Genomic DNA, 25,692 nt, shown 5'->3' on the forward strand with positions numbered 1-25,692 from the left:
TCTCGGATCCCGTCCGCTTGTGCGGGCTCCTGGCCCGCGAGGGGGTTTTGGTCCAGGTACCGAAAGGCGTCAGGAGACAGGGAGCGGGCCGGCCGAGGTGGTCAGGCAGACGGGCGACCGGTGAAGGCCGGCAGGGTCGTTGTCCTGATCCGGCGGTAGGTTCTAAAGCCGTACGCGGTCAGTCCTGCCCAGATGACGGTACTGGCCAGAGGCCACCACAGATCCCACCCCTGCTCGCCCTGGATAAGACTGCTGACCCAGTTCACCGACCAGCTGACCGCAAGGACAAGCGCCACCCACCTGGCCCACCGCCAGATCCCCATGGTTCCCCGGGCACGCGCTTCCTGTGGGCTCCGCTGGTCCTGCCGCATTCGTGTGCCATCCATACCTATCCGCCTACCCTCTGCCCGTCCCTTGCCTCTCGGCCTTTGAGAGAGGGCCGAAAACGGACGGCCTCACCGGCTTTAGAGATGCACAGAGGCGGTCTGGGGAGGGACTGGCTTGCAGCCAGATGTCGAGGCGCAGAAACACGATGAGACCCGGGTCGGCGGGTGGTGCTGCCTTGCCGGCGGTGGGTCAGGCATCCGCGTGACGTGGTGTAGTCGCCCTCCGTGATGCGGCGTGGTGCGCAGGACGTCGCGAGCCTGCGGCCTGGAGACGCTGCAGCCACAGGGAGGCCGCGAGTAGGAGGCCGCTGAAGACGGCCAGGAGGAGGGCGGACACCCACATCTGCCGGCTTCCGGGCAACTGCCAGCCCGTCCGGGCGGTCAATGCCGCCCACAGCAGGACGCCTCCCATGTAGAAGGCGCGGACCCGGCGCAGCTGCCGCACGGCCCGCAAGGACATGACGCGATCAGTCTTGGATGCCATGCCGGCCCGTATACCCCCGTGCATGCTATTCAACGGAGCGGGTTGATCGGGTTCGTCCTCCGGTTGCCTCTCACTCTTACTGCCGGGTGCGCCCTTCGAAGTCGCGTCGTGCTGCTGCGCCTTGGTCCTCGACCAGTCCCGCGCCGTCGGGGAGGTCCAGGACGGCGCCGCAGTGGTTGCACAGTTTGCCGTCCTCGGCCGGCGTGCCGCACGCCTTGCAGAACCGATTGCCCTCGTCGTTTCCAGTCTTCTGTGTCATGTCTCTCTCCTGCACAGTGGACAGTGATAGGCGGGGAGTACCCCTGGTGTCTGTGCTGATTCTCTACACGTCTGCTTCATTCTGTGCTTGGGATAGGCTCTGGAGCCGGAGAGTTCCATCACCGTGAGTTCTGTGGCCCGCTTGAGGGTGGTCATTTGTGTCCAGCATCGGAGTATGGGGCCGGTACCGCGGTGTAGACGCTGTGGGGCCGGAGTCCCTTTTCAGGTGGTCAGTTGGTTGTGCCTTGGTGTGAGAGGGCTGTCGTCCGGCTTGCAGGAAAGGATGAACTGAAGTGATGGTGAAGGAACTCCGTCCTCATCAGCGAGAAGCCGTGGACGCGGTACTTCGGGCGCTCGAATTTCCTGCAAGATCTACTGTGCCGGAGCGGGGGCTGCGCACTCAGGTGGTCATGGCGACCGGCTCGGGCAAGACTTTGGTGGCCACCCGGAGCGCTGAGGAGCTTCGCGCGGGCCGCGTGCTGGTCCTCGTGCCCTCCCTGGATCTGCTCGTCCAGACGGAAGCCGCGTGGCGCGCGGGAGGTCGCACAGGCCCGATGATCGGGGTCTCGTCCTTGCGGGGTGAGGAGGCGTCCTTCCCGAACACTACGGACGTGGGCGAGCTGGTCGAGTGGGTACGGCCGCTCGACAAAGTCACGGTGTTCGCCACGTACGCCTCCCTCGGGTTCGGCACCCTGGAACGCGCGCACGCCGCCGGTCTTCCGGGGTGGTCGCTGATCGTCGTGGACGAGGCGCACCGGGTTTCGGGCCGGATCGGCAGACCGTGGGCGATCGTCCACGACAACACCCGCATCCCCGCCCTGCGGCGTCTGTACATGACCGCCACGCCCCGGCTGTGGCAGCTCGACGACGACTCCGAGGCTGCGCCAGGCGTGCAGGGTGAGCTGGTGGCCTCGATGGAGGACGATTCGGAGGGGCCGTTCGGGGCGCGCTGCTACACGTTGACGTTGTCCGAGGCGATCGACCGGGGGATCTGCGCGCCGTACCAGGTGGTGTGCCTGGACATCACCGACACCCAGCTCCGGGCGGCACAGCTGCTGGGTGTGGAGGGCCGCTCGGATGAGGTACGCGGGGCGCGCCTGGCAGCCCTGCAGACGGCGCTGGTGAAGGCCGCGGCGGAGGAGGGCTTGCGTAGGACGCTCGTCTTCCACCACCAGGTGAAGGAGGCCGAGGCGTTCGCAGCCGGCCTCCCCCACGTCGCCGGCCGGCTGCATGCCGCCGAGCCGGAGCTGTATCCCAAGACGATCTGGGCCGACTGGTTGTGCGGGGAGCACAAGCCGGGTCACCGGCGCCGTGTCCTGGGCGAGTTCTCCAGGGGAATCACTGCTGAGGGCACGGTCGTGGAGAAGACGTTCCTCGGGTCCGTTCGCGTGCTCGGCGAAGGCGTCGATACATCCCGCTGTGACTCCGTGTACTTCGCGGACGTACGCGGCTCCGTGCCCGACCTTGTCCAGGCCGTCGGCCGGGCCCTGCGGATTCAACCCGGCGAGGGCAAGATCGCCTCCCTCGTGGTGCCCGTCCTGCTCGGCCCCGGCGAGACAGCCGACAGCATGCTCACCTCCCGGGCGTTCGGCGGACTGGCCAAGCTGCTGGAAGCTCTCCGTGCCCACGATGCCCGTGTCGTGGAAGCACTCGCCGAGCAGCAGGCGCGAAGCAGCGTCCGAGGCGTGCGGAGTCGTAGCGGGAGCCAGGAAGGCGAGGGGGTAGAGAGCGACCGGAGCGACCGTCGGCTGTCAGTGCCGGCCTGGGCCCTGCTGAAGTTCTCCACACCGCGCGACCCGACGCAACTGGCCGCGTTCGTCAACCTTCGCGTGATCAACCCCGAGCACGGACACTGGCGGCGCGGCATCGAGGCCGCCGTCATCTACGCCCGCGAGCACGGCGACCTGCGCGTGCCGTTCACGTACCGTGTGCCAGGCCGCGACGACCAGGAGGCTAAAGCTGAGGGGTGGCCGGCCTCGCTCGCCGGGTTTCCCCTTGGGCAATGGATCGCCGATGCCCGCCGCTTCTATGCCCGCGGGGAGATGGACGTCGACCGTGTCGTCCAGCTGGAGAAGTTCGGCATGATCTGGTCGCACTACGACGTCGCCTGGGAAGAAGGACTCGCCGCCGCCCGCGGGTGGGCAGCCAAGCACGGGCACCTGCTGGCACCGACCGGCGCCACGTTCCAGGGCTACCGGGTGGGTATCTGGCTGAAGAACCAGCGGGCCGCCGCCCGGAAAGCGCAGGAGATCGAGCAGCGGCGGGCCGAGGGCCTGCCCGTCACGTCGGCGGCGGGGGCACTGCCGGAGGAACGGCGCGAGCAGCTCGAGGAGATCGACCCGTCGTGGTGCCCGGCCTGGCCTGTGGAGTGGCAGCGGTGCTTTCATCTGGTCCGGTTGCACCTGGAGACCGGCGGCGTGCTGCCGGTGGAGCCGGGCACCGTCGTACACCAGGGCGAAGACCTCGGCCGGTGGGTGCGCTCGGTCCGGCTCGGCTGGGAAAAGCTCACCAGCGTGCAGCAATGGCTGTGCGAGCACATCCTCGGCATCACACCCGCGGCCGAGGACGAGAAGCCCGAGCCTCACCGTTCGCAGGCCGACAAGTGGGCCGTGAACTACGAGGCCGGCAAGCAGTTCTACGAACGCGAGGGACACCTGCGGGTACCGAGGAAGCACACCGAGCGGATCGCCGTCGACGAGGGTCAGGAGCATCGGGAGCTGAAGCTGGGCGCGTGGATCGGGAACCAGCGCAGCAGGGCCGCCACCCTTTCCCCGGAACGCGTGGAACAGCTCTCCGCCATCGGCATGCGCTGGACATAGGTTCACCGCGATGGTGCAGCCGTACATGGCGGGCATCGACGCCTCGAGGGGGGCGGGCGTTGCAGTTCTTCGGGGGGCGGCTGGTGCACGCCGGCCGGAAGGGTGCCGTGCTCGCGTCCGGGACGCCGTACGACGTGCGCAAGCTCGCCCATCCGGGACTGGAGGTCTGGGAGCCCGCCGACGCCGAACTCCGGGTCGCGCAGGCGGCCTTGGACGCCGTACCGGACGGGCTCGGCGAGCCGCTGTACGCGCGTGTCGACCTCGTGGACGGGGAGGACGGGGAGCCGCGGCTGATGGGGCTGGAGCTGGTCGGGTCGCATCTGTTCCTGTCGCTGCGCACCGGGTCGGTGGCGCGGGTGGCGGAGGCGGTGCTGCGGGCGGCCGGGTAGCGGCCCGCGGAGCGGGGACGGCCGCTCCCGCGGTGGGTGCGGGAGCGGCCGGTGGGTCACCAGCAGCGGGAGCTGACGTTGCCCACCTCGTTGCCCTTGAGCAGGCCGCCCCAGATGTAGTTGTCGTCCGAGAGGTACACCCACTTGTTGTGGGTGTAGCCGTTGGCGGAGACCGTGCCGCCCTCGAGCCAGCACACGGCGGTGAGGTTCTGGTTCGCCGCGACGGTGTAGGCGATGCGGTAGCCCGTCGACGGCCCGATCCGCACATTGCCCTGGACCCAGGTGGTGACCGTCTCGAACTCGGCGCTCGCGTTCGTCCGGTCGGCCTGCGGGGCTTCCGCCGCGGAGGCCGGAGACGCCGTACCGGCGGCGGCCATCACGCCCGCCGCTGCCGTGATCATGATCTTGGTCAGCGGGCGTGAACTCGTCCTGTGCATCTTCTGATTCCCCCTGATGGGTTCCGGGAGGCCCTGGGCCGGGCGGTGTCCCTCGTGCGGCCAGCGTCGCCCGCGGTGGGGTGCCGTGCAAGCTTTTCGGGAATCCTCGAAACGTTGCCGCGGCCGTCCGCCGCGGTGGCCAAAAGCCGACGTCCGGGGAACGGCGTCCGGCCGGACGGTGTTGTGCTGGTCGGTGTTGTGCTGGTCGGAGCACGAACGACGCTTCACCTTCACGACGGGGGATCCTGTTGACCGGCAGTCGTCTCTTACTGGGGCCGCTGGACGAGGTGCACGTGGAGGTGGCCCGGACCCCCGGCGCCACCCTCTTCCCCGTACTGCACGAGGTGCTGGGAGGTGTGCGGCACGGGGTGCCGGGGCGGTGGCGGAGCACCGTCGAATCCGCCCTGCCCGCCTCGGCCGACGCTGTCCGCCCCCTGTTCGGGCCCGGACACAGCTGGCTGCCCGACGTACTGGCGCTGACCGGCGACGTGCGCGCCACCCGTATGGAGACCGTGCTGTCCCAGCTGCGGGAGGTCGACCCGGACGACCTCGCGGCCGAGGTGAGCGGGCAGTTCGGTGACGCGGTACCCCAAAGCCGGCAGCGGGTGCTGGACGACCCCGCGCGTTTCCTCGCCGCGTATCACGAGGTGGCCGACGCCGCCTGGCGGCGCCTGGAGCCGCTGTGGGCGCGGGCGGACGCCCTGCTGGGCAAGGAGACCGAGCGGGTGGGTTCCGCCGTGGTCAGCCGGAACCTCGGCGCGGTGCTGACCGGTCTGAGCCCCCGAGTGGGCGCTGTCTTATTGGGTGCGTGGGTCTCTGGCGGCGCGTCGGGGCGTGGTGGGGGCCGGGATCCGGGCCGGTGCTCAGACCGCGGCGGGCTGGCCGGCGGCGCCGGTGGTCTGCTCCCGGATGGCGAAGCGGACGGTCATCCCGGCTCGGTAGCCGGGGGCGGTCATCAGGTGGCGGCGGGGCCGGAAGTGGGGGGAGATGCCGCTGAACGGGGCCGGGAACCACTGGGCTCCGCCGACGCCGCGGAAGCCTTTCATGGCGCGTTCGCGCTGCCGGGTGGGCTGGTGGCTGTTCTCGGCCCGGCTGTTCAGGCCCTTGTGCGAGCGGTGGGCGACCAAGGGCATGACCTCGCGGTGGCCGGCGCCGTAGGAGCGGAACTTGTCGGTGACGATCACCCGGGGCACCGTGCGGGTCGTCTTCAGGAGCTTGCGGAAAAAGCGCCGGGCCGCGGCCTTGGCCCGCCGGTTCTGCACGAGGATGCCAAGGACGGTGCCGTCGGCGTCCACGGCCCGCCACAGGTACTTCAACTCAGCGTCGATCCTCACGAAGACCTCGTCCAGGTGCCACTTGCCGCCCGGCCAGGGCCGTCAGCGGCGCAGGCCGTTCGCGTAGGTCTGCCCGAACTTCGCGCACCGGCGCCGGACCGTCTCATGCGAGACGAGCACGCCGCGCTCGAGCTCCTCGACCTCACGGAAGCTGAGCGGGAACCGGAAGTAAAGCCACACGCAGTGCGCGATGACCTCGACCGGGTACCGGTGCCCCTTGCACGACAGCGACGCGGACGACACGAACGACCCCCTCCCCGGCACAACCAACTCCAACATCATCCCAGGCCGGTCAGCCAACGTGACAAAGCCCTCAGAACGGCCCAGCGCACGGCGCGGCGATAGCTGCAGGCGACGCCGTCGGTGTCGTCGGCTGGATCGGCACGGTCGACTCCGTCGGCCCGGTGGTCTTCTCGACGGGGGCTGTGTCGCCCGCGGGCAGCCCTGGTCCACGAGACACGGTGGTCGATTTCCCTCGTCCGGGAGTGGGTGGCATCGGCGCACCGGTCCCCGGTCGTGTACGTCGGTGCGCGCCGTGCCCGCAGGGTAAGTCGCCGGAATCGTGGGCCGGTTGAGCCGCTCCGCCGCTCCCGGGCCGCCTCCGGGGAGCACCGGGGCGGCGGGCGGGTCTCCCGGGGTTGTGCGACGGGCTTCCAGCGAGGCTTCAGCGGGTCTCCGTTGAGCCTCCGGTGGCCCCTGGGACGGTGCCCAGCGATCGTGTGCGTCGCTAGCGTGCGCATCGCGAACGCGCGCGTAGCTGCGTCGGGTCGTCGATCGTCAGGCGCCGATCGTCAGGCGGCAGGCGTGCCTGTGACCGCGCAGGTGCCGTAGGAGCCGCTGGTGAGGGGTGGGAACGTGTGGGACGTGGTTCAGGCGGCGCCGTCCGAGGCCGTCTCGGGCGTGAGGTGTTCGGGTTTGGTGTAGAGGACGTCGCGGGCCTGTTCCGCGGCGCGGGCGGTGCTCTCGGAGACGAAGTCCAGGAAGCGGGCGATGTTCTCCAGGCGGGCGCCGGCCGGGGTGTGGGAGCCGAGGACGCCGACGCCCTGCCGTGCGGTCTCGACGACCTGGGCGATGGACCGGGCGCTGGCCATCATCGACCGGTACCAGACGTCGTCGTCGACGACGTAGCGCTCGCGGCGGCGTTCGTCGCGTTCGCGGCGGACGAAGCCCTGGCTCTCGAGGAACGCGATCGCCTTGGAGACGGACGCCGGGCTGACCTGGAGGCGCTGGGCGAGGTCGGACGCGGTGAGGCTGCCCGAGTCGGTGAGGCAGAGGCAGGCCAGCACCCGGGCCATCATCTTGGGCATGCCCGAGGCCATGACGACGGTGGTGAACACCTCCTCGTACTCGCGCACCGCCTCGGCGTCGCGCCCGTGGGGCTGCGCCGGCGTCCTGGGGTTGCGGGGCGCGGTCTGCCGGCGGCGGTGGGCGCGGTGTTCGGTGGCACGGTGGGCCAGGTCGGCGCGATAGGAGGTGGGGCCGCCGTTGCGCATCACCTCGCGCGTGATCGTCGAGGTGGGGCGGTCCAGGCGCCTGGCGATCTCCGCGTAGGCGAGGCCGTCGGCCAGTCCCAGCGCGATCTGCTGGCGTTCCTGCTGGGTGAGCCTGCCTCCCGGCATCGTGGTCTCCTCACATCGTCGTGGTGTCTCCCGCCATCAGCATCCACCATAGCGTTCAATCCCAATCTATTGCAACGAACGGGGTTGAGGAAGTTGCGTTAGCCTTCAAGTTATTGCAACGCTTTCTCGGCTTTGACCTGTATAAATACTGAATCTATGCGACGAAGGTGTTGCCTAATCAATGAACGCAACGTAGCGTTTCCATCATCAGAAAACTGAGCGAAGGAGCGCACGATGCAGCTGGACAAGAGCGCGACGCAGAGGTTCGACACCCCCGCCCCCGTCGCGGCCGTCCTCGACATCCCCGCGGGACTCATCCGGTTCGTCGCCGCCGACCGGACCGACACCACCGTCGAGGTCCTGCCCGCCGACGCCTCCAAGAGCCGCGACGTGAAGGCCGCCGAACAGACCACGGTCGCCTACACCGACGGTGTCCTGCGCGTCGAGGCCCCGCCGGCCAAGAACCGGCTCCTGGGTCCTTCCGGAGTCATCGAAGTGACCATCCAGCTGCCCACCGGCTCCCGCGTCGAGGCGAAGGCCGCCAGCGCCGAACTGAGGGGCGTCGGACGGCTCGGCGAGGTCGCGTTCGAGGCCGCGCAGGGCACGGTCAAGCTCGACGAGACCGCGAACGCCCGCCTCACCCTCGCCGCCGGCGACGTCACCGTCCACCGCCTGGGCGGCCCCGCCGAGATCAGCACCCAAAAGGGCGACCTCCGCGTCACCGAAGCCGTACGCGGCACCGTCACCCTGCGCACCGAGCACGGCGACATCACCGTCGGCGCCGCCCGCGGCACCTCCGCCACCCTCGACGCCGGCACTTCCTACGGCCGTATCGAGAACACCCTCACCAACACCGACGGACCCGACGCCGCTCTCACCATCCACGCCACCACCGCCTACGGCGACATCGCCGCCCGCAGCCTGTAGAAGCCCCGCCGCCGAAAGGACACCGTCATGAAGCCGCTGCTCGAAAAGAGGTGCGAGGTGGCGGCTTCGGCCGGCCCCGGGCCGGTCGCCTCCCTCGTACGGTTCGTGATCTCCGGTGGCGGTGTCGGTGTGCTCTCGAGCTTCGCGGTACCGCTGTTGGCTGTGACGATGCCCTGGGCGGTCTCGAACGCGATCGTCACCATCGTCTCCACCCTGCTGTGCACCGAGCTGCACGCCCGCTTCACCTTCGCCAAGGGGCGCGGCGCCGGGTGGCGGGAGCACTGGCAGTCCGCGGGTTCGGCGGCCGTCGCCTTCCTCGCCACCGGCGTCGCCGTGCACGCCCTGCATCTGGTGCGCCCCTCCGCGGGCCCGCTGACCGAGCAACTCGCCTACCTCGGCGCCTCGGGCCTCGCCGGCGCGGGCCGCTTCCTCGTCCTGCGCCTGTACGTCTTCGCCGGCCGCCCCGCCAGGGTCGCACGGCCGTCGACGCGGCAGGGGACCGCGGCCTCCCCCGCCCTCGCGGCGGCGTAGGCGCGTACCGCGAAGTCCCCTGCGGCGGACGGCTGAAACCGGTACGTCCGCTCGACGTCCGCTCGAGGATCAGTCCTTCTCCTCCGGAGGATCCGGCCGCGCGGCCCCCGGCTGGGTCAACGTGTCCGTGTGACGAAGCCGTCCGCCCGGCCGTCATGCCCGTACGGCCGGCCGTACCCGTTCGTTCCTCGTCACCCCGCTCACCACCCCCTCATCCAATGGAAGTGCGGTTTCCTGTGGCTACCTTCCTGTACGCACTCGGCCGCTTCGCCTTCCGGCGACGCGGCCTCGTCACCCTGCTGTGGGTGCTGATCGTCTGCGGCGTCGGTGCCGCGGCCGCGGCCGCGCCCGCACCGCCCACCGACCGGTTCTCGATGCCGGGCACCGAGTCGCAGAAGGCGTTCGACCTGCTCGAGGAGAAGTTCCCGGCCGCCGGCACCGACGGCGCCACCGCCCGTGTGGTGGTCCGCGTGCCCGAGGGCGGGAGCATCGACGCCGAGAAGGCGGCGATCGGCGCGCTCGTCGGCGAACTCGGCAAGGCCCCCCAGGTGGCGGGCGTCGCCGACCCGTTCACGGCCGGCTCGATCAGCGAGGACGGTCGTACCGCCTACGCCGTGGTGACCTACGAGGTCGCCGCGCCCGACCTCACCGACGAGGCCCGTGAGGCGCTCACCGCGGCCACCGACCGGGCCCGCGAGGGCGGTCTGACCGTCGAGGCGGGCGGGGACGCGGTCATGGTCGAGCAGACCATGTCCGGCACCGGCGAGCAGATCGGCGTGCTGATCTCCGCCGTCGTCCTGTTCCTCACCTTCGGCTCGCTGATCGCCGCCGGCATGCCGCTGCTCACGGCACTGATCGGCGTCGCCGTCGGCACCTCCGCCATCGCCGCGCTCGGCAGCGCCCTCGGGCTGTCCGCCACGACCGGGACGCTGGCGATGATGATCGGCCTCGCGGTCGGCATCGACTACGCCCTGTTCGTCGTCTCCCGCTACCGGGCCGAGATCGCCGAGGGCCGCGCCCCTCAGGAGGCGGCGGGCGTCGCGACCGGCACGGCCGGTTCCGCCGTCGTCTTCGCCGGGCTCACGGTCATCATCGCGCTGGCCGGCCTCGCGGTCGTCGACATCCCGATCCTCACCAAGATGGGCCTCGCCGCGGCGGGTACGGTCGCCGTCGCCGTACTGATCGCGGTCACCTTCGTGCCCGCCCTGCTCGGCTTCGCGCCGCGCCGGGTGCTGCGGGTGGCGGACCGGCGGCTCGTCCAGGCCAGGAAGCCGCTGTCGGCGCGCAAGCTGCGCAGGTCCGAGAAGAAGGCCGCGAAGCTGGCCGCGCGGACCAGGCCGAACCTGTCCACCCGCTGGGCGTCCTTCGTGGTGCGCCGCCCGGTCGTCGTGCTCGTCGTCGCGGTGGCCGGCCTCGGCGCGCTCGCCCTGCCCGCCACCAAGCTGGAGCTCGGCCTTCCCGGCGAGGGCACGATGGCGACCGACACCACCCAGCGCAAGGCGTACGACCTGCTGTCCGACTCCTTCGGCCCCGGCTTCAACGGACCGCTGACGGTGACCGTCGAAAGCCAGGACGCGGCCGCCGCCGGCGACAAGGTCGGCGCGGCGCTGAAGAAGACCCCGGGCGTCGCCTCGGTCTCCGGTGCCAGCGCCAACGAGGCGGGCGACACCGCCATCCTCAGTGTCGTCCCGGAGACCGGCCCGACCGACGCCAGGACCGAACAGCTCGTCAAGGACATCCGTGCGAGGGCTACTTCGCTCGGGGCGTCCGCGGGCGCCACCGAGATCCTGGTGACCGGCCAGACCGCTCTGTTCATCGACTTCTCGCAGACCCTGTCCGACGCGCTGCTGCCCTACCTGGCCCTGGTGGTCGGCCTGGCCTTCCTGCTGCTCCTCCTGGTGTTCCGCTCGGTCCTGGTCCCGCTGAAGGCCGCGCTCGGCTTCCTGCTCTCGGTCGGCGCGGCACTGGGCGCGCTGGTCGCGGTGTTCCAGTGGGGGTGGGCCGCCGACTTCTTCGGCATCGAGCAGACCGGCCCGATCATGACGACGATGCCGATCTTCATGATCGGCGTGGTCTTCGGCCTCGCCATGGACTACGAGGTCTTCCTGGTCACGCGGATGCGTGAGGCGTACGTCCACGGTGTCCGGGCCAAGGAGGCCGTCGTCTCGGGCTTCCACCACAGTGGCCGGGTGGTCGCCGCCGCCGCGGTCATCATGATCAGCGTCTTCTCGGGCTTCGTCGTGGAGGACGAGGACCTGGTCGCGATGATGGGCTTCGGCCTCGCCTCGGCCGTCCTGTTCGACGCCTTCGTGGTCCGGATGGCGATCGTGCCGGCCGTGCACTCGCTGCTCGGCGACGCCGCCTGGTGGCTGCCGAAGTGGCTCGGCCGGCTGCTGCCCAACGTGGACGTCGAGGGCGAGCGGTTGCGGCGGCGGCTGTCGGCCGGTCCGCCGTCGCCCGCGCCGCGGAGCACGCCGGATCACGAGCGGGACCTCGTGCACTGAGGCGTGCCCGGTCTGAACTGCCGCGGCCCGGTGCGACCTTGTCCAGGTCGCACCGGGCCGCCGTCCGTGTACGGGCCCGGGGGACACCGGAGCGCCGCGGACGCAGGGGCACCGCGAACGCCGGAGCCTGCAAGACCGCTTGAGAGCTGGTCGAGGTCCAGCCGAGGTCGATGGTCCCGGCCACGGGCCTCCGGTTCACTGATCCCATGGCGACCCCGACTTCCGGCACCGGTCGCGTCCCGCAGCCGTCGCGGCGCGAAGGGCCCGCGCCGCGCGGCACCGTCCCCCACCGGTACGCCGATCCCCCCACCGCCCGGCCGTCCGGCGCCCTCGCCCCGGGGCGGCACCTGCCGCGCGTGGTCCTCGCCCTGCCGCACGCCGCCCGCCCCGGCCGGATCGCCGCCCGGTGCGCCGGACTTCACCCGCCCGCCCCGGCCGCCGCACACGCCGACGCTCTGCTCCGGCTCGACGCCCTCACCCGCCCGGTCCGGTTCCCGCCGGGTGGGTCCTCCTGCCGGCATCGCGGTTCCCGGCGCGCTCCGAGTGTCCCCGGTATAGCGTTCACCCTCTATCCATTGCAACGGATAAGGTGGATCCCGTTGCATTAAGTCCAATCTCATTGCAATGATTTATCGAATCTACCTGCATTTATGGCGACTTCAAGCAACAACCATGTTGCTAGTTCTATGAATGCAACGTAGCGTTTCCATTATCAGAAACATCGGGACGCAGGAGCGCACGATGCAGAAGAAGGAGTGCACGATGCAGAAGTTCGACACCCCCGCCCCCGTCGCGGCCGTCCTCGACATACCCGCGGGACGCATCCGGTTCGTCGCCGCCGACCGGACCGACACCACCGTCGAGGTCCTGCCCGCCGACGCCTCCAAGAGCCGCGACGTGAAGGCCGCCGAACAGACCACGGTCACCTGCGCCGACGGCACCCTGCGCATCGAGGCCCCCACCGGCAAGAACCAGGCCCTCGGCGCCTCCGGCACCCTCGACGTGACCGTCCACCTGCCCACCGGCTCCCGCGTCGAGGCGAAGACGGCCGACGCCCAGCTCCACAGCACCGGACGGCTCGGCCGCGTCTCCCTCGACAGCGCCCAGGCCACCGTCGAGCTCGACGAGACCGAAGGCGCCCGCCTCACCCTCGCCGCCGGCGACGTCACCGTCCACCGCCTGGGCGGCTCCGCCGAGATCAGCACCCAGAAGGGCGACCTCCGCGTCACCGAAGCCGTACGCGGCACCGTCACCCTGCGCACCGAGCACGGCGACATCACCGTCGGCGCCGCCCGCGGCACCTCCGCCACCCTCGACGCCGGCACTTCCTACGGCCGTATCGAGAACACCCTCACCAACACCGACGGACCCGACGCCGCTCTCACCATCCACGCCACCACCGCCCACGGCGACATCGCCGCCCGCAGCCTGTAGAAGGAGCTCTCCTCATGACCAAGCCGGCCATCGCAGCGAACGGGCTGCGCAAGTCGTACGGCGACAAGACCGTCCTTGACGGCGTCGACCTGATCGTCCCCGAGGGAACGATCTTCTCCCTGCTCGGCCCGAACGGGGCCGGCAAGACCACCACCGTGCAGATCCTGTCCACGCTGATCTCCGCCGGCGGCGGGCAGGCGCAGGTCGCCGGTCACGACGTCGCCGCGGACCCGCAGGCGGTGCGTGCCGCGATCGGTGTCACGGGGCAGTTCTCCGCCGTGGACGGTCTGATCACCGGTGAGGAGAACATGCTCCTCATGGCGGACCTGCACCACCTGTCCAAGCAGGAGGGGCGGCGGGTGGCCGCCGAGCTGCTGGAGCGTTTCGACCTGGTGGAGGCTGCGAAGAAGCCCGCCTCGACGTACTCGGGTGGTATGAAGCGGCGTCTGGACATCGCCATGACGCTGGTCGGCAAGCCGCGGATCATCTTCCTGGACGAGCCCACCACCGGCCTGGACCCGCGCTCGCGGCACAACATGTGGGGCATCATCCGCGAGCTGGTCTCCGACGGTGTCACCGTCTTCCTCACCACGCAGTACCTGGAGGAGGCCGACGAACTCGCCGACCGCATCGCGGTGCTGAACGACGGCAGGATCGCCGCCGAGGGCACCGCCGCCGAGCTCAAGCGCCTCGTCCCCGGCGGCCACGTCCGGCTGCGCTTCACCGACCCGGTCGCCTACCAGGCCGCCGCCCTCGCGCTGGAGCAGGCGGCCCGGGACGACGACGCGCTCGCCCTCCAGATCCCCAGTGACGGCAGCCAGCGTCAGCTGCGCTCCATCCTCGACTGGCTGGACTCCGCCGGCATCGAGGCCGACGAACTGACCGTCCACACCCCCGACCTCGATGACGTGTTCTTCGCCCTGACCGGCGGCGCCGGCGTCCCCACCCAGCCCAAGGAGGCTGTCCGATGAGTTCCGTGTCCCTCGCCGTGCGCGACTCGAACACGATGCTGCGCCGCAACCTGCTGCACGCGCGCCGCTACCCGTCCCTCACGCTGAACCTGCTGCTCACGCCGATCATGCTGCTCCTGCTGTTCGTCTACATCTTCGGCGACACCATGAGCGCGGGCATCGGCGGTGGCGGCCGCTCCGCCTACATCGCCTACATCGTGCCCGGCCTGCTGCTGATGACCATCGGTTCCACCGTCATCGGCACCGCGGTCTCCGTCTCCAACGACATGACCGAGGGCATCATCGCCCGCTTCCGCACCATGGCCATCCACCGGCCCTCGATCCTCGTCGGGCACGTCGCCGGCAGTGTCCTGCAGTCGATCCTGAGCGTGGTCCTCGTCGGCGCCGTCGGCGTGGCCATCGGCTTCCGGTCCACCGACGCCACCGCCCTGGAGTGGCTCGCGGCCTTCGGGCTGCTCGCCCTCTTCACCCTGGCGCTCACCTGGATCGCCGTCGGGATGGGTCTGGTCAGCCCCAACGCCGAGGCCGCCAGCAACAACGCCATGCCTCTGATCCTGCTGCCGCTCCTGTCGAGCGCGTTCGTGCCGGTCGACTCGATGCCGGGCTGGTTCCAGCCGATCGCCGAGTACCAGCCCTTCACGCCGGCCATCGAGACCCTGCGCGGCCTGCTGCTGGGCACCGAGATCGGCCACAACGGCTGGCTCGCCGTCGTCTGGTGCCTGGCCCTGACGGTCCTCGGCTACTTCTGGTCCACCTCGACCTTCAACCGCGACGCGAAGTAGTCCGCCCCGTGACAGCGCGGGCCACCGCCCGCGCCCCCGGCCGACAACGTCACACGACGAACGCCCCGATCCACGAAGGCCCGTCGCCGCTATCTCCCTGATAGCCGCGACGGGCCTGCCTTCGCTCAGCGTCGTCAGTGGCGGTAGTGGTCCGGCTTGTACGGGCCCTCGGCCTTGACCCCGATGTACTCGGCCTGCTCCGGGCGGAGCGTGGTCAGCCTGACGCCGAGGGCGTCGAGGTGGAGGCGGGCGACCTTCTCGTCCAGGTGCTTGGGCAGCACGTGGACGCCCGTCTCGTACGCGTCGGGCTTGGTGAACAGCTCGATCTGGGCCAGGGTCTGGTCCGCGAAGGAGTTGGACATCACGAACGACGGGTGGCCGGTGGCGTTGCCCAGGTTCAGCAGGCGGCCCTCGGACAGCACGATGAGGACCTTGCCGTCGGGGAAGGTCCAGGTGTGGACCTGCGGCTTGACCTCGTCCTTGACGATGCCGGGGGTCCTGGCAAGGCCGGCCATGTCGATCTCGTTGTCGAAGTGGCCGATGTTGCCGATGATCGCCTGGTGCTTCATCCTGGCCATGTCCGAGGCCAGGATGACGTCCTTGTTGCCGGTGGTCGTGATGAAGATGTCGGCCTGGTCGACGACCTCGTCCAGCGTCGTGACCTGGTAGCCGTCCATCGCCGCCTGCAGGGCGCAGATCGGGTCGATCTCGGTGACGATCACGCGGGCACCCTGCCCGCGCAGCGACTCCGCGCATCCCTTGCCGACGTCGCCGTAGCCGCAGACGACCGCGGTCTTGCCGCCGATCAGCACGTCCGTGGCACGGTTGAGGCCGTCGATCAGGGAGTGGCGGCAGCCGTACTTGTTGTCGAACTTCGACTTGGTGACGGCGTCGTTGACGTTGATCGCCGGGAACAGGAGGGTGCCGTCGCGGTGCATCTCGTACAGGCGGTGGACGCCGGTCGTGGTCTCCTCCGTCACCCCGCGGATCTGCGCGGCGATGCCGGTCCAGTCGAGGGTGCTCGTCTTCAGCAGGGCGGCCACGGACGCCAGTTCCTCGTTGTCGGCCGGGGGCAGCTCACCGGTCTTGAGGTACTCGACGCCCTGGTGGACGAAGGTGGTGGCGTCACCGCCGTCGTCCAGGATCATGTTCGGGCCGCCGGTGGGGCTGTCCGGCCAGGTCAGCGCCTGCTCCGTGCACCACCAGTACTCCTGGAGGGTCTCGCCCTTCCAGGCGAAGACCGGGATGCCGGCCGCGGCCATGGCGGCGGCCGCGTGGTCCTGGGTGGAGAAGATGTTGCAGGACGCCCAGCGGACCTGGGCGCCCAGGGCGGTCAGGGTCTCGATCAGGACGGCGGTCTGCACCGTCATGTGCAGGGAGCCGGTGATGCGGGCACCGGCCAGCGGCCGGGCCTCGGCGTACTCCTTGCGGATCGCCATCAGCCCGGGCATCTCGTGCTCGGCGAGGGTGATCTCCTTGCGGCCGAACGCGGCCAGCGAGAGGTCGGCGACCTTGAAATCCGCGAACTCAGGCGACACGAATGCTCCTTGAACTGATGACGTTACGGTGGATGTCCAGGGCCGCGGTGGACCTGTTCAGGGTGATGTAGTGCAGTCCGGGCACGCCCTCCGCCAAGAGGCGTCCGGCCATGGCGGTGGCGTACTCGACGCCGATGCGGTGGCCCGCGGCGCGATCGTCACGGGCGGCTTCCAGACGGTGGGCCAGGTCCTCGGGGAAGGCCGCGTCGCTCAGTTCGGCGAAGCGGCGGATCTGGCGTACGTCGGTGGCGGGCATGATCTCGGGGACGATCGGGATGTCGCAGCCGGCCGCGGCCACCCGGTCGCGCAGCCGCAGGTAGTCCTCGACGTGGAAGAACATCTGCGTGATGGCGTAGTCGGCGCCGGCGCGGCACTTGGCCACGAAGTGCCGGATGTCGGTGTCCCAGTCGGGCGAGCGCGGATGCCGCTCGGGGAAGGCGGCGACGCCGATGGTGAAGTTGCCCAGGGAGCGGACGAGTTCGACCAGCTGGTAGGCGTGGGTGAAGCCGTCCGGGTGCGGCACCCACGGTCCTCGGGGGTCGCCGGGGGGATCACCGCGCAGGACGAGGACGTCCTTGATGCCGGCGTCCGCGTAGGCGCCGATGATCTGCCGCAGCTCGGCGACCGAGTGGCCCACGGCGGTGAGGTGCGCGACGGGACGCAGGGTGGTCTCCGCCGCGATGCGCCGGGTGACCTCGATGGTCCGGTCCCGAAAGGAGCCGCCCGCGCCGTAGGTCACGGAGACGAAGTCCGGGCGCAGCGTCTCCAGCCGGCGGATCGCCTGCCACAGCGTCCGCTCGCCGGCGGCGGTCTTCGGCGGGAAGAACTCGAAGGAGAAGGTCGTCATGCGCGGCCTCCCGCGTTGAAGTAGTTCGCCTCGGGGTGGTGGACGACGATGGCGTCGGTGGACTGCTCGGGATGGAGCTGGAACTCCTCGGACAGGTGCACGCCGATGCGTTCCGGCCGGAGCAGGTGGGCGATCTTCGCGCGGTCCGCCAGGTCGGGGCAGGCCGGATAGCCCAGCGAGTAGCGGCAGCCCTGGTACTCGGTGCGGAGCATGCCGTCCAGCGAGCCCGGGGCGTCCGCCGCGATGCCGAGTTCGGTGCGGACGCGGGCGTGCCAGTACTCGGCGAGCGCCTCGGCCAGCTGCACGGACAGTCCGTGCAGTTCGAGGTAGTCGCGGTAGGCGTTGGCCTCGAAGAGGCGGGCGGTCTCCCCGCCGATGCGGGAGCCGACGGTGACGACCTGGAAGCCGACGACATCGGTCTCGCCGGACTCCTCGGGGCGGAAGAAGTCGGCCAGGCACAGCCGGCGGCCGCGGCGCTGGCGCGGGAAGGTGAAGCGGGTGCGCTCATTGCCGGCCTCGTCTAGGACGATCAGGTCGTCGTCCTTGGAGACGCACGGGAAGTAGCCGTACACCACGGCCGCCTCCAGCAGGTTGTCCGTCTGGAGGCGGTCCAGCAGGCCGCGCAGCCGGGGCCGGCCCTCCGTCTCGACCAGCTCCTCGTACGAGGGTCCCTCGTCTGTGCGGGCCTGCTTCAGCCCCCACTGGCCCTTGAACAAGGCGCCCTCGTCCAGCCAGGACGCGTACTCCTTGAGCTGGATGCCCTTCACGACGCGGGTGCCCCGGAACGGCGGGGCGGGGACCGGGGCGTCCGTGGCGATCTCGGACCGCACGTGGCCCTTCTCGGGCCGTTCCTCGACCTTGACGGTGGCCGCACGGACCCGGCGTTGACGGAGTTCGGGCAACCGGGCGCCGGGGACGCCGCGTTTGATGCCGACCAGGGCGTCCATCAGGCGCAGGCCCTCGAAGGCGTCGCGGGCGTAGCGGACTTCGCCGTCGTAGATCTCGTGGAGGTCCTGTTCGACGTAGGCGCGGGTCAGTGCGGCGCCGCCGAGGATGACGGGGTAGTCGGCGGCCATGCCGCGCTGGTTGAGCTCTTCCAGGTTCTCCTTCATGATCACTGTGGACTTCACCAGCAGTCCGGACATGCCGATGACGTCGGCGCGGTGTTCCTCGGCGGCTTCCAGGATCGCGGAGACGGGCTGTTTGATGCCGAGGTTGACGACGGTGTAGCCGTTGTTGGACAGGATGATGTCGACGAGGTTCTTGCCGATGTCGTGGACATCACCGCGGACGGTGGCCAGGACGATGGTGCCCTTGCCGTCGTCGTCGGTCTTCTCCATGTGCGGCTCCAGATGGGCGACCGCGTTCTTCATGACCTCGGCGGACTGGAGCACGAACGGCAGCTGCATCTGCCCGGAGCCGAACAGCTCCCCGACGGTCTTCATGCCGTCCAGCAACGTCTCGTTGACGATGTCCAGGGCCGGCCGCTCGGTCAGCGCCTCGTCCAGGTCGGCCTCCAGGCCGTTCTTCTCGCCGTCGATGATGCGGTGCTTGAGACGCTCGTTGAGCGGCAGCGCGGCCAGCTCCTGCGCCCTGGACGCCTTCAACGACTTCGCGGTGGCGCCCTCGAAGAGCTGCATCAGCCTCTGCAGCGGGTCATGGCCCTCACGGCGCCGGTCGTAGATCAGGTCCAGGGCCGTGGTGACCTGCTCCTCGTCGAAGCGGGCGATCGGCAGGATCTTCGAGGCGTGCACGATCGCCGAGTCCAGGCCCGCCTTGACGCACTCGTCCAGGAAGACACTGTTCAGCAGGATGCGGGCGGCCGGGTTCAGGCCGAAGGAGATGTTCGACAAACCCAGAGTCGTCTGCACATCGGGGTGGCGGCGCTTGAGCTCGCGGATGCCCTCGATCGTGGCGACGCCGTCCTTGCGGGACTCCTCCTGGCCGGTGCAGATGGTGAAGGTCAGGCAGTCCACCAGGATGTCCGACTCGTGGATCCCCCAGTTCCCGGTCAGATCGGCGATCAGCCGCTCCGCGATCTCGACCTTCTTCTCGGCGGTGCGGGCCTGGCCCTCCTCGTCGATGGTCAGCGCGATCAGCGCCGCACCGTGCTCCCGCGCCAGCCGCGTGACCTTCGCGAACCGCGACTGGGGGCCGTCACCGTCCTCGTAGTTCACCGAGTTGATCACCGCCCGGCCGCCCAGCTTCTCCAGCCCGGCCCGGATGACCTCCACCTCCGTGGAGTCCAGCACCACCGGAAGCGTCGAAGCGGTCGCGAAGCGGCCGGCCAGTTCCTCCATGTCCGCGACGCCGTCGCGGCCCACGTAGTCCACGCACAGGTCCAGCATGTGCGCGCCCTCGCGGATCTGGTCCCGGGCCATCTCCACACAGTCGTCCCAGCGGCCCTCCAGCATCGCCTCACGGAACTTCTTCGACCCGTTCGCGTTCGTCCGCTCACCGATCGCCAGATACGACGTGTCCTGCCGGAACGGCACCGTCTGATACAGCGACGCCGCACCCGGCTCGGGCTGGGGGGCGCGCTCGGTGGGGGGCAGACCACGAACGCGCTCGACGAGCTGACGCAGGTGCTCGGGCGTCGTACCGCAGCAGCCGCCCACCAGGGACAGGCCGTACTCCCGGACGAACGTCTCCTGCGCGTCGGCCAGTCCTTCCGGGCCGAGCGGGAAGTGCGCGCCGTCCTTGGTGAGGACCGGGAGGCCCGCGTTGGGCATGCACAGCAGGGGGATGCGGGAGTGGCGGGCGAGGTGGCGCAGGTGCTCGGTCATCTCCGCCGGGCCGGTGGAGCAGTTCAGGCCGATCATGTCGATGCCGAGCGGCTCAAGGGCGGTGAGCGCGGCGCCGATCTCGGAGCCGAGCAACATCGTGCCGGTCGTCTCGAAGGCCATGGAGACCAGGAGCGGGACGTCGGTGCCGAGGGTCCCCATGGCACGGCGGGCGCCCAGGACGGCGGCCTTGGTCTGGAGCAGGTCCTGCGTGGTCTCCACCAGCAGCGCGTCGGCGCCGCCGGTGAGCAGCCCTTCGGCGTTGGCCTGGAAGCCGTCGCGGACGGTGGCGTAGCCGATGTGGCCGAGGGTGGGCAGCTTGGTGCCGGGGCCCATGGAACCCAGGACCCAGCGCCGCTGTCCGGTGCGTCGCGTGGACGCGTCGGCGGCCTGGCGGGCGATGCGGGCGCCCGCCTCCGACAGTTCGTGTGCGCGGGCGGTGATGTCGTACTCGGCCAGTGCCGTGTGGTTCGCGCCGAAGGTGTTGGTCTCCACGCAGTCCACGCCCGCCGCGAGGTAGGCGTCGTGGACGGAGCGCACGATGTCCGGGCGGGTGGCGTTGAGGACCTCGTTGCAGCCCTCCAGCTGCTGGAAGTCCTCCATGGTCGGGTCATGGGCCTGGAGCATGGTGCCCATCGCGCCGTCGGCCACCACCACGCGCGTGGCGAGCGCCTCGCGGAGGGTCTCGCCGCCTGTTGTCACCGCCGGCATGGCGCGCCTCCCAGGTGTGCCGCGATGGTCTCGGCCGCCGCCGTGCCGTAGGTCTCGGTGATGATGGCGGTGAGCCGGGCGGGGTCGGGGGTGTAGGCCTGGGAGCCCACCTCGGCGAGGGCCAGGGAGGCCACCGCGCAGCCGAGCCGGGCCGCGTGCGGGCTGTCCAGGCCCCGGGCGAGGGCCGCGAGGAAGCCCGCGCGGAAGGCGTCGCCGGCTCCGGTCGGGTCGGTGGTGCGGACACCGGCGACGGCGGGCACGGTGAACGCCGGGCGGTCGGCGGCCTCGATCCGGACGCCGTCGGCGCCGAGCGTGGTGATCCACGCGCCGACGTGTGCGAGGACGTCGTCGCGGCTCCAGCCGGTGCGTTCCAGCAGCAGGGTCGCCTCGTACTCGTTGGTGAACAGCCAGCGCGCCCCGGTGAGCAGCGTGCGGGCCTGGTCGCCGTCGAGGCGGGCCAGTTGCTGCGAGGGGTCGGCGGCGAAGAGGATGCCGAGCGCCCGGCAGCGCGCGGTGTGGCGCAGCATGGCCTCGGGGTCGTCGGGTGCCACGACCACGAGGTCGGGCAGCGGGTCGAGGCGCCCGAGGTCGATGTCGCGGGCCTCGGTCATGGCTCCGGCGTAGAACGCGGCGATCTGGTTGGCGTCCTGGTCCGTGAGGCACACGAACCGGGCCGTCTGCCGCCGGGCGGAGACGTGTACGGCGCCGGTGTCGACGCCGTGTTCCTTCAGCCAGACCTCGTACTCGCCGAAGTCGCTGCCGACCGCGCCGACGAGCACGGGGTCCAGTCCCAGCCCGCCGAGGCCGTAGGAGATGTTGGCGGCGACCCCGCCGCGGCGTATCTCCAGGTCGTCGGCGAGGAACGACAGCGACACCCGGTCGAGCCGGTCGGGGATCAGCTGGTCCACGATCCGGCCGGGGAACGTCATGAGGTGGTCGGTGGCGATGGAACCGGTCACGGCGATGCGCATGGCAACTCCCGTCCCTGTCGGCGCGGCCGGTTCAGTGGCCCGCGGCGGCGCGGAGGCGGTCGGCGCGGTCGGTGCGCTCCCAGGTGAAGTCGGGCAGCTCACGTCCGAAGTGCCCGTACGCCGCGGTCCTGGCGTAGATCGGGCGCAGCAGGTCGAGGTCGCGGATGACGGCGGCCGGGCGCAGGTCGAACACCTCGTGGATGGCCCGCTCGATCACGGCGCGCGGGACGTGTTCCGTGCCGAAGGTCTCGACGAACAGGCCGACCGGCTCGGCCTTGCCGATGGCGTACGCGACCTGGACCTCGCAGCGCTCGGCGAGTTCGGCCGCGACGACGTTCTTGGCGACCCAGCGCATCGCGTAGGCGGCCGAACGGTCCACCTTGGAGGGGTCCTTGCCGGAGAAGGCGCCGCCGCCGTGACGGGCCATGCCGCCGTACGTGTCGATGATGATCTTGCGGCCGGTGAGGCCGGCGTCGCCCATCGGGCCGCCGATCTCGAACTTGCCGGTGGGGTTGACCAGCAGCCGGTGGCCTTCGGTCTCCAGCTTGATGCCGTCCTCGGCCAGCTGGACGAGGACGGGTTCCACGACCTGGCGGCGGATGTCCGGGGTCAGCATGTGGTCGAGGTCGATGCCGGCCGCGTGCTGCGAGGAGACGACGACCGTGTCCAGGCGTACCGGGAGGTCGTCGCGGTACTCGATGGTGACCTGTGTCTTGCCGTCGGGGCGGAGGTAGGGCATCAGCCCGTCCTTGCGGACCTCGGCCAGCCGGCGCGACAGCCGGTGCGCGAGTTCGACGGGCAGGGGCATCAGGGTGGGCGTCTCACGGGTGGCGTACCCGAACATCAGCCCCTGGTCCCCGGCGCCCTGCGCGGCGAGGTCGTCGTCGGTCCCGCCGAGCCGCTTCTCGTACGCGGTGTCCACGCCCTGGGCGATGTCCGGCGACTGGGCGCCGATGGACACGGACACCCCGCAGGAGGCGCCGTCGAAGCCCTTGGCCGACGAGTCGTAGCCGATGCCGAGGACGGTCTCGCGGACGATCGCGGGGATGTCGGCGTAGGCGGAGGTGGTCACCTCCCCGGCGATGTGGACCTGACCCGTGGTGATCAGGGTCTCCACCGCCACCCGGGAGGCCGGGTCCTGGCTCAGGAGGGCGTCCAGGACGGCGTCGCTGATCTGGTCGGCGATCTTGTCGGGGTGGCCCTCGGTGACGGACTCCGAGGTGAACAGCCGGGTTGCCATGTCTCTCCTAGGCGTGAGCAGTCGTGGTCCAACGTGCCGCCCGTGCCCCGGCGTCCGGCGTCGCTCGCCGGGCCGACGGGCTGGGTGACCGGCGGGCCGCGCCGCCCGGCGCGTACTCGGCGGCACGGTCGCCGCGCGGTACCGGGATCACCGCGCGGCGCTGGGGCCACCGCGCGGTGCCGGCGTCGGCCCGAGGCCGCGCCGGGCGGCAGGACGTGATGCGAAGAGCGGAGCGAGTGGTTCGCCGTCGGGGGCGGTCTACGTCTTTCCCTGGCGGTCTGCGGCGCCACCAGGGTGGTTCTCGCCCGTCGAGGGCGGGTGGAAGACCGCTCGCGCAGTCCGGCGGCGCCCCACGGGCCGTGGAGCTGCGGTTCGTCGGAGTGCCCTCCGGTTGTGGGCCCTATTCCTTTCCGGACCGGTTGCGAGGCGGACTTGAGCGGATCCCGAGCGGACCTGCCCATGCTGTCCGGCGAAGCTGGACAAGGTGGGAACCGGTGCGGGCGACTGTCCGGGGCCTGGGTTCCGCCGCGGCCGCTGGGCGACAAGTACGCGCGACTCCCGTGTCCGGGGCGGCTCACCGGGCTGAGGATCACCGGGCCGAAGAGGCGAACGCGGGCCGCGATCGCCGGGCCCCTCGGGAAGCGACCGGGCCGAAGGGTGGAGGGAACATGGGCGGGCTGGCAGGACTGGCGGTGCTCGGATCGGCCGCGTCCCGGGCCACGGGCCGTGAGACGGCGGCGGTGGACTCGATACTCGACGCGCTGAACCGCCGGGGCCCCGGCGGACGCGCCGTGGTGCGGGACGGCGCGGCGGTGATGGGATGCGCGTGGCCGTCGTCGGCCGCGCCCGAGGACAGTGCCCACGCGTTCGTGTCGGCGGACGGAAAGACCGTGCTGATGGCGAGCGGCACGGTGCGCAACCACCGGGAGCCGGCCGCCGCACTGCCCGGAGTACGGCTGCGGACGCAGTCGGACCGCGAGATCCTGCTGCACCTCTACGGGGCCGAGGGGCTCGACTTCCTCGACGCCGTGCGCGGGACGTTCGCGCTGGTGGTCCTCGACCGGCGACGGGACGAGATCCCCTTCGCGCGGGACCGGTCCGGCACCGAGGCGGTCCACCACGCGGTGGCGGGCGGGCTGCTGGTGTTCGCCTCGGAACCGGAGGCGCTCGCCCACTGCGGCCTGGCGGACGTGGGGGCCGGCCGTGCCACACCCGCCGCGACGATCGAGCGGGTCGACCTGCGCGAGGGCACGACGTCGTCCCGGCGCTACCGGGACCTGTCCGATCTCGGCGGTGCGGACGGGTGTCCGGACCGGGACGCCGTCGCCGAGCGGCCCGAGCCCTCCCCGTACGGCAGTGTCCTTGTTCACCGAGCCCAGGGTGTCGCCTCCATGACCGAGAACAGCGCCGCGAAGCCGTACAGCCCTTTTGCCGTCCTGGACCCGCACCGCGCCCGGTACGCAGCGCGCACCGCGGGCATGACGGCCTCCGAGATCCGGGCGTTGTTCTCGGTCGCGAGCAGACCGGAGGTGGTCTCGCTGGCCGGCGGCATGCCGAACCTGGCCGCGCTGCCCCTCCAGACGCTCGCGGAGCAGACCGCGCGGATCATCGCGGAGGACGGCCTGACGGCGCTCCAGTACGCGTCGGCGCACGGCTCGCCGCTGCTGCGGGAGCAGATCTGCGACGTGATGGCGCTGGAGGGCATCACGGCGCACCCGGACGACGTCGTGGTGACGGTCGGCTCGCAGATGGGCCTCGACCTGGTGACCCGGCTGTTCTGCGACCCGGGTGACGTGGTGGTGGCCGAGGGCCCGTCGTACGTCGGTGCGCTGGGCTCGTTCACCGCGTACCAGGCGCGGGTCGTGCACGTGGCGATGGACGGGCACGGCCTGGTGCCGGAGGCGCTGCGGGCCGCGCTGCGGCAGGCCGCGGAGGCGGGGCAGCGCGTGAAACTGCTCTACACGATCCCGAACTTCCACAACCCGGCCGGCGTGACGCTGGCGGTCGAACGGCGGGCGGAGATCCTGGAGATCTGCCGCACGTACGACGTGCTGGTGGTCGAGGACAACCCGTACGGCCTGCTCGGCTTCGACGGGCGGACCTATCCGGCGCTGCGCTCGCTGGACCCGGACAACGTGGTGTACCTGGGCTCGTTCTCGAAGACGTTCGCCTCCGGGCTGCGGGTCGGCTGGGTGCTGGCCCCGTCGGCGGTGCGGGAGAAGCTGGTCCTGGCCACGGAGTCGGCGACCCTGTGCCCGCCCACCTTGAACCAGACGATCGTGTCGCGCTATCTGGCCACGCACGACTGGCAGGGCCAGATCGAGGTGTTCCGGGAGAACTACCGCGAGCGCCGCGACGCGATGCTGTCCGCGCTGGAGCGGTACCTGCCGCCGGGCTGTACGTGGACGACGCCGGACGGCGGGTTCTACGTGTGGGTGACGGTGCCAGAGGGCGTGGACACCAAGGCGATGCTGCCGCGCGCGGTGGCCGCCCAGGTGGCGTACGCCTCGGGCACCGGGTTCCACACGGACGGGTCCGGCGGCCGACAGATGCGGCTGTCCTACTGCTACCCGGCACCGGACCGGATCCGCGAGGGGGTGCGCCGGCTGGCCGCGGTGCTGGAGGCCGAGCTGGCGGCCGGGAGGAACGCCGGCCGCGCCCTCGCCGGCCTGGGTGCGCACCGGGCGCGGGAACGGTACGTCCCCGCGCCGGAGGTGGCCTGAGCCT

General features: G+C 70.9%; 17 protein-coding genes and 3 pseudogenes. 10 read left to right on the forward strand and 10 right to left on the reverse strand.

Translation table 11 applies throughout. The features are described 5' to 3' along the window. Positions 1-946 precede the first annotated feature (946 nt). On the reverse strand, positions 947-1,129 hold the full coding sequence (locus ACWZEH_RS34605) for a hypothetical protein (protein WP_456200294.1): 183 nt from the start codon (positions 1,127-1,129) through the stop codon (positions 947-949). Between the two features lie 295 nt (positions 1,130-1,424). Here ACWZEH_RS34605 and ACWZEH_RS34610 point away from each other — a divergent pair, with 295 nt between their 5' ends. Then, on the forward strand, positions 1,425-3,947 hold the full coding sequence (locus tag ACWZEH_RS34610) for a helicase associated domain-containing protein (RefSeq protein ID WP_456200293.1): 2,523 nt from the start codon (positions 1,425-1,427) through the stop codon (positions 3,945-3,947). A 1-nt stretch (position 3,948) separates the two neighbouring features. After that, a pseudogene (locus ACWZEH_RS34615) lies at positions 3,949-4,336 on the forward strand (ATP-grasp domain-containing protein); the annotation flags it as partial. A gap of 56 nt (positions 4,337-4,392) precedes the next feature. Here the strand turns inward: ACWZEH_RS34615 and ACWZEH_RS34620 are convergent. The 4 genes and pseudogenes from ACWZEH_RS34620 to ACWZEH_RS34635 all read right to left on the reverse strand — a co-directional run bounded on the left by ACWZEH_RS34620 (position 4,393) and on the right by ACWZEH_RS34635 (position 7,726). Next, entirely contained in the window at positions 4,393-4,773 is a 381-nt protein-coding gene (locus tag ACWZEH_RS34620; RefSeq protein WP_456200292.1) for a hypothetical protein, read from the reverse strand. Positions 4,774-5,039: 266 nt separating this feature from the next. After that, the gene (locus tag ACWZEH_RS34625; protein WP_456200291.1) at positions 5,040-5,417 is read right to left on the reverse strand and encodes a hypothetical protein; all 378 of its coding nucleotides are present in this window, start codon (positions 5,415-5,417) and stop codon (positions 5,040-5,042) included. Between the two features lie 219 nt (positions 5,418-5,636). Beyond that, positions 5,637-6,386: pseudogene (locus ACWZEH_RS34630) on the reverse strand (IS6 family transposase). A gap of 590 nt (positions 6,387-6,976) precedes the next feature. Next, positions 6,977-7,726: a GbsR/MarR family transcriptional regulator gene (locus ACWZEH_RS34635; protein WP_456200295.1), complete on the reverse strand. Its 750-nt coding sequence runs from the start codon at positions 7,724-7,726 to the stop codon at positions 6,977-6,979. Between the two features lie 234 nt (positions 7,727-7,960). On the opposite strand from ACWZEH_RS34635, the gene ACWZEH_RS34640 reads away from it, so the two are divergent. The 6 genes from ACWZEH_RS34640 (at position 7,961) to ACWZEH_RS34665 (ending at position 14,875) form a co-directional block, all read left to right on the forward strand. Beyond that, positions 7,961-8,653 carry a DUF4097 family beta strand repeat-containing protein gene (locus ACWZEH_RS34640; RefSeq protein WP_456200297.1) on the forward strand — a complete coding sequence of 231 codons (693 nt, stop codon included), beginning with the start codon at positions 7,961-7,963 and terminating at the stop codon, positions 8,651-8,653. Between the two features lie 27 nt (positions 8,654-8,680). After that, on the forward strand, positions 8,681-9,184 hold the full coding sequence (locus ACWZEH_RS34645) for a GtrA family protein (RefSeq protein ID WP_456200299.1): 504 nt from the start codon (positions 8,681-8,683) through the stop codon (positions 9,182-9,184). 236 nt (positions 9,185-9,420) lie between these two features. Beyond that, positions 9,421-11,688: an MMPL family transporter gene (locus ACWZEH_RS34650; RefSeq protein ID WP_456200301.1), complete on the forward strand. Its 2,268-nt coding sequence runs from the start codon at positions 9,421-9,423 to the stop codon at positions 11,686-11,688. A gap of 762 nt (positions 11,689-12,450) precedes the next feature. Continuing rightward, the gene (locus ACWZEH_RS34655) at positions 12,451-13,122 is read left to right on the forward strand and encodes a DUF4097 family beta strand repeat-containing protein (RefSeq protein ID WP_456200342.1); all 672 of its coding nucleotides are present in this window, start codon (positions 12,451-12,453) and stop codon (positions 13,120-13,122) included. 14 nt (positions 13,123-13,136) lie between these two features. Then, positions 13,137-14,093: an ATP-binding cassette domain-containing protein gene (locus ACWZEH_RS34660; RefSeq protein WP_456200303.1), complete on the forward strand. Its 957-nt coding sequence runs from the start codon at positions 13,137-13,139 to the stop codon at positions 14,091-14,093. Beyond that, positions 14,090-14,875, forward strand: coding sequence for an ABC transporter permease (locus ACWZEH_RS34665; RefSeq protein ID WP_456200304.1), 786 nt, complete (start codon positions 14,090-14,092; stop codon positions 14,873-14,875). Before ACWZEH_RS34660 ends, ACWZEH_RS34665 begins: the two co-directional genes overlap by 4 nt. A 134-nt stretch (positions 14,876-15,009) precedes the next feature. On the opposite strand, the gene ahcY is transcribed toward ACWZEH_RS34665, so the two are convergent. Genes ahcY through metK form a run of 5 tightly spaced genes read right to left on the reverse strand, consistent with a single transcriptional unit; the run spans position 15,010 to position 22,965 of the window. Continuing rightward, positions 15,010-16,413, reverse strand: coding sequence for an adenosylhomocysteinase (gene ahcY, locus ACWZEH_RS34670; protein WP_456200306.1), 1,404 nt, complete (start codon positions 16,411-16,413; stop codon positions 15,010-15,012). Continuing rightward, a complete protein-coding gene (gene metF / locus ACWZEH_RS34675; protein ID WP_456200308.1) occupies positions 16,403-17,260 on the reverse strand; it encodes a methylenetetrahydrofolate reductase [NAD(P)H] in 858 nt (285 codons plus the stop codon). Before metF ends, ahcY begins: the two co-directional genes overlap by 11 nt. Continuing rightward, positions 17,257-20,754 carry a methionine synthase gene (metH, locus tag ACWZEH_RS34680; RefSeq protein WP_456200309.1) on the reverse strand — a complete coding sequence of 1,166 codons (3,498 nt, stop codon included), beginning with the start codon at positions 20,752-20,754 and terminating at the stop codon, positions 17,257-17,259. The genes metF and metH overlap by 4 nt, the downstream gene beginning before the upstream one ends. Next, entirely contained in the window at positions 20,742-21,725 is a 984-nt protein-coding gene (locus ACWZEH_RS34685) for a carbohydrate kinase family protein (RefSeq protein WP_456200311.1), read from the reverse strand. The genes metH and ACWZEH_RS34685 overlap by 13 nt, the downstream gene beginning before the upstream one ends. A gap of 31 nt (positions 21,726-21,756) precedes the next feature. Further along, the gene (gene metK / locus ACWZEH_RS34690) at positions 21,757-22,965 is read right to left on the reverse strand and encodes a methionine adenosyltransferase (protein WP_456200313.1); all 1,209 of its coding nucleotides are present in this window, start codon (positions 22,963-22,965) and stop codon (positions 21,757-21,759) included. Between the two features lie 668 nt (positions 22,966-23,633). Between metK and ACWZEH_RS34695 the strand changes: the two are divergent. Together ACWZEH_RS34695 and ACWZEH_RS34700 are read left to right on the forward strand one after the other, a co-directional pair. Further along, a pseudogene (locus tag ACWZEH_RS34695) lies at positions 23,634-24,125 on the forward strand (class II glutamine amidotransferase domain-containing protein); the annotation flags it as partial. 231 nt (positions 24,126-24,356) lie between these two features. Continuing rightward, entirely contained in the window at positions 24,357-25,688 is a 1,332-nt protein-coding gene (locus ACWZEH_RS34700) for an aminotransferase-like domain-containing protein (protein WP_456200344.1), read from the forward strand. Positions 25,689-25,692: the final 4 nt, after the last annotated feature.

It is taken from the genome of Streptomyces yamdrokensis, from assembly GCF_053890455.1.

Bases quoted from the DNA above. Each gene is read 5' to 3' on its own strand.
- ACWZEH_RS34645 (WP_456200299.1), top strand. From the start codon at position 8,681: ATGAAGCCGCTGCTCGAAAAGAGGTGCGAGGTGGCGGCTTCGGCCGGC.
- metH (WP_456200309.1), bottom strand. From the start codon at position 20,754: ATGCCGGCGGTGACAACAGGCGGCGAGACCCTCCGCGAGGCGCTCGCC.
- ACWZEH_RS34685 (WP_456200311.1), bottom strand. From the start codon at position 21,725: ATGCGCATCGCCGTGACCGGTTCCATCGCCACCGACCACCTCATGACG.
- ACWZEH_RS34700 (WP_456200344.1), top strand. From the start codon at position 24,357: ATGACCGAGAACAGCGCCGCGAAGCCGTACAGCCCTTTTGCCGTCCTG.
- ACWZEH_RS34660 (WP_456200303.1), top strand. From the start codon at position 13,137: ATGACCAAGCCGGCCATCGCAGCGAACGGGCTGCGCAAGTCGTACGGC.
- ACWZEH_RS34665 (WP_456200304.1), top strand. From the start codon at position 14,090: ATGAGTTCCGTGTCCCTCGCCGTGCGCGACTCGAACACGATGCTGCGC.
- ACWZEH_RS34640 (WP_456200297.1), top strand. From the start codon at position 7,961: ATGCAGCTGGACAAGAGCGCGACGCAGAGGTTCGACACCCCCGCCCCC.
- ACWZEH_RS34605 (WP_456200294.1), bottom strand. From the start codon at position 1,129: ATGACACAGAAGACTGGAAACGACGAGGGCAATCGGTTCTGCAAGGCG.
- ACWZEH_RS34635 (WP_456200295.1), bottom strand. From the start codon at position 7,726: ATGCCGGGAGGCAGGCTCACCCAGCAGGAACGCCAGCAGATCGCGCTG.
- ACWZEH_RS34655 (WP_456200342.1), top strand. From the start codon at position 12,451: ATGCAGAAGTTCGACACCCCCGCCCCCGTCGCGGCCGTCCTCGACATA.
- metK (WP_456200313.1), bottom strand. From the start codon at position 22,965: ATGGCAACCCGGCTGTTCACCTCGGAGTCCGTCACCGAGGGCCACCCC.
- ACWZEH_RS34610 (WP_456200293.1), top strand. From the start codon at position 1,425: ATGGTGAAGGAACTCCGTCCTCATCAGCGAGAAGCCGTGGACGCGGTA.
- ACWZEH_RS34620 (WP_456200292.1), bottom strand. From the start codon at position 4,773: ATGCACAGGACGAGTTCACGCCCGCTGACCAAGATCATGATCACGGCA.
- metF (WP_456200308.1), bottom strand. From the start codon at position 17,260: ATGACGACCTTCTCCTTCGAGTTCTTCCCGCCGAAGACCGCCGCCGGC.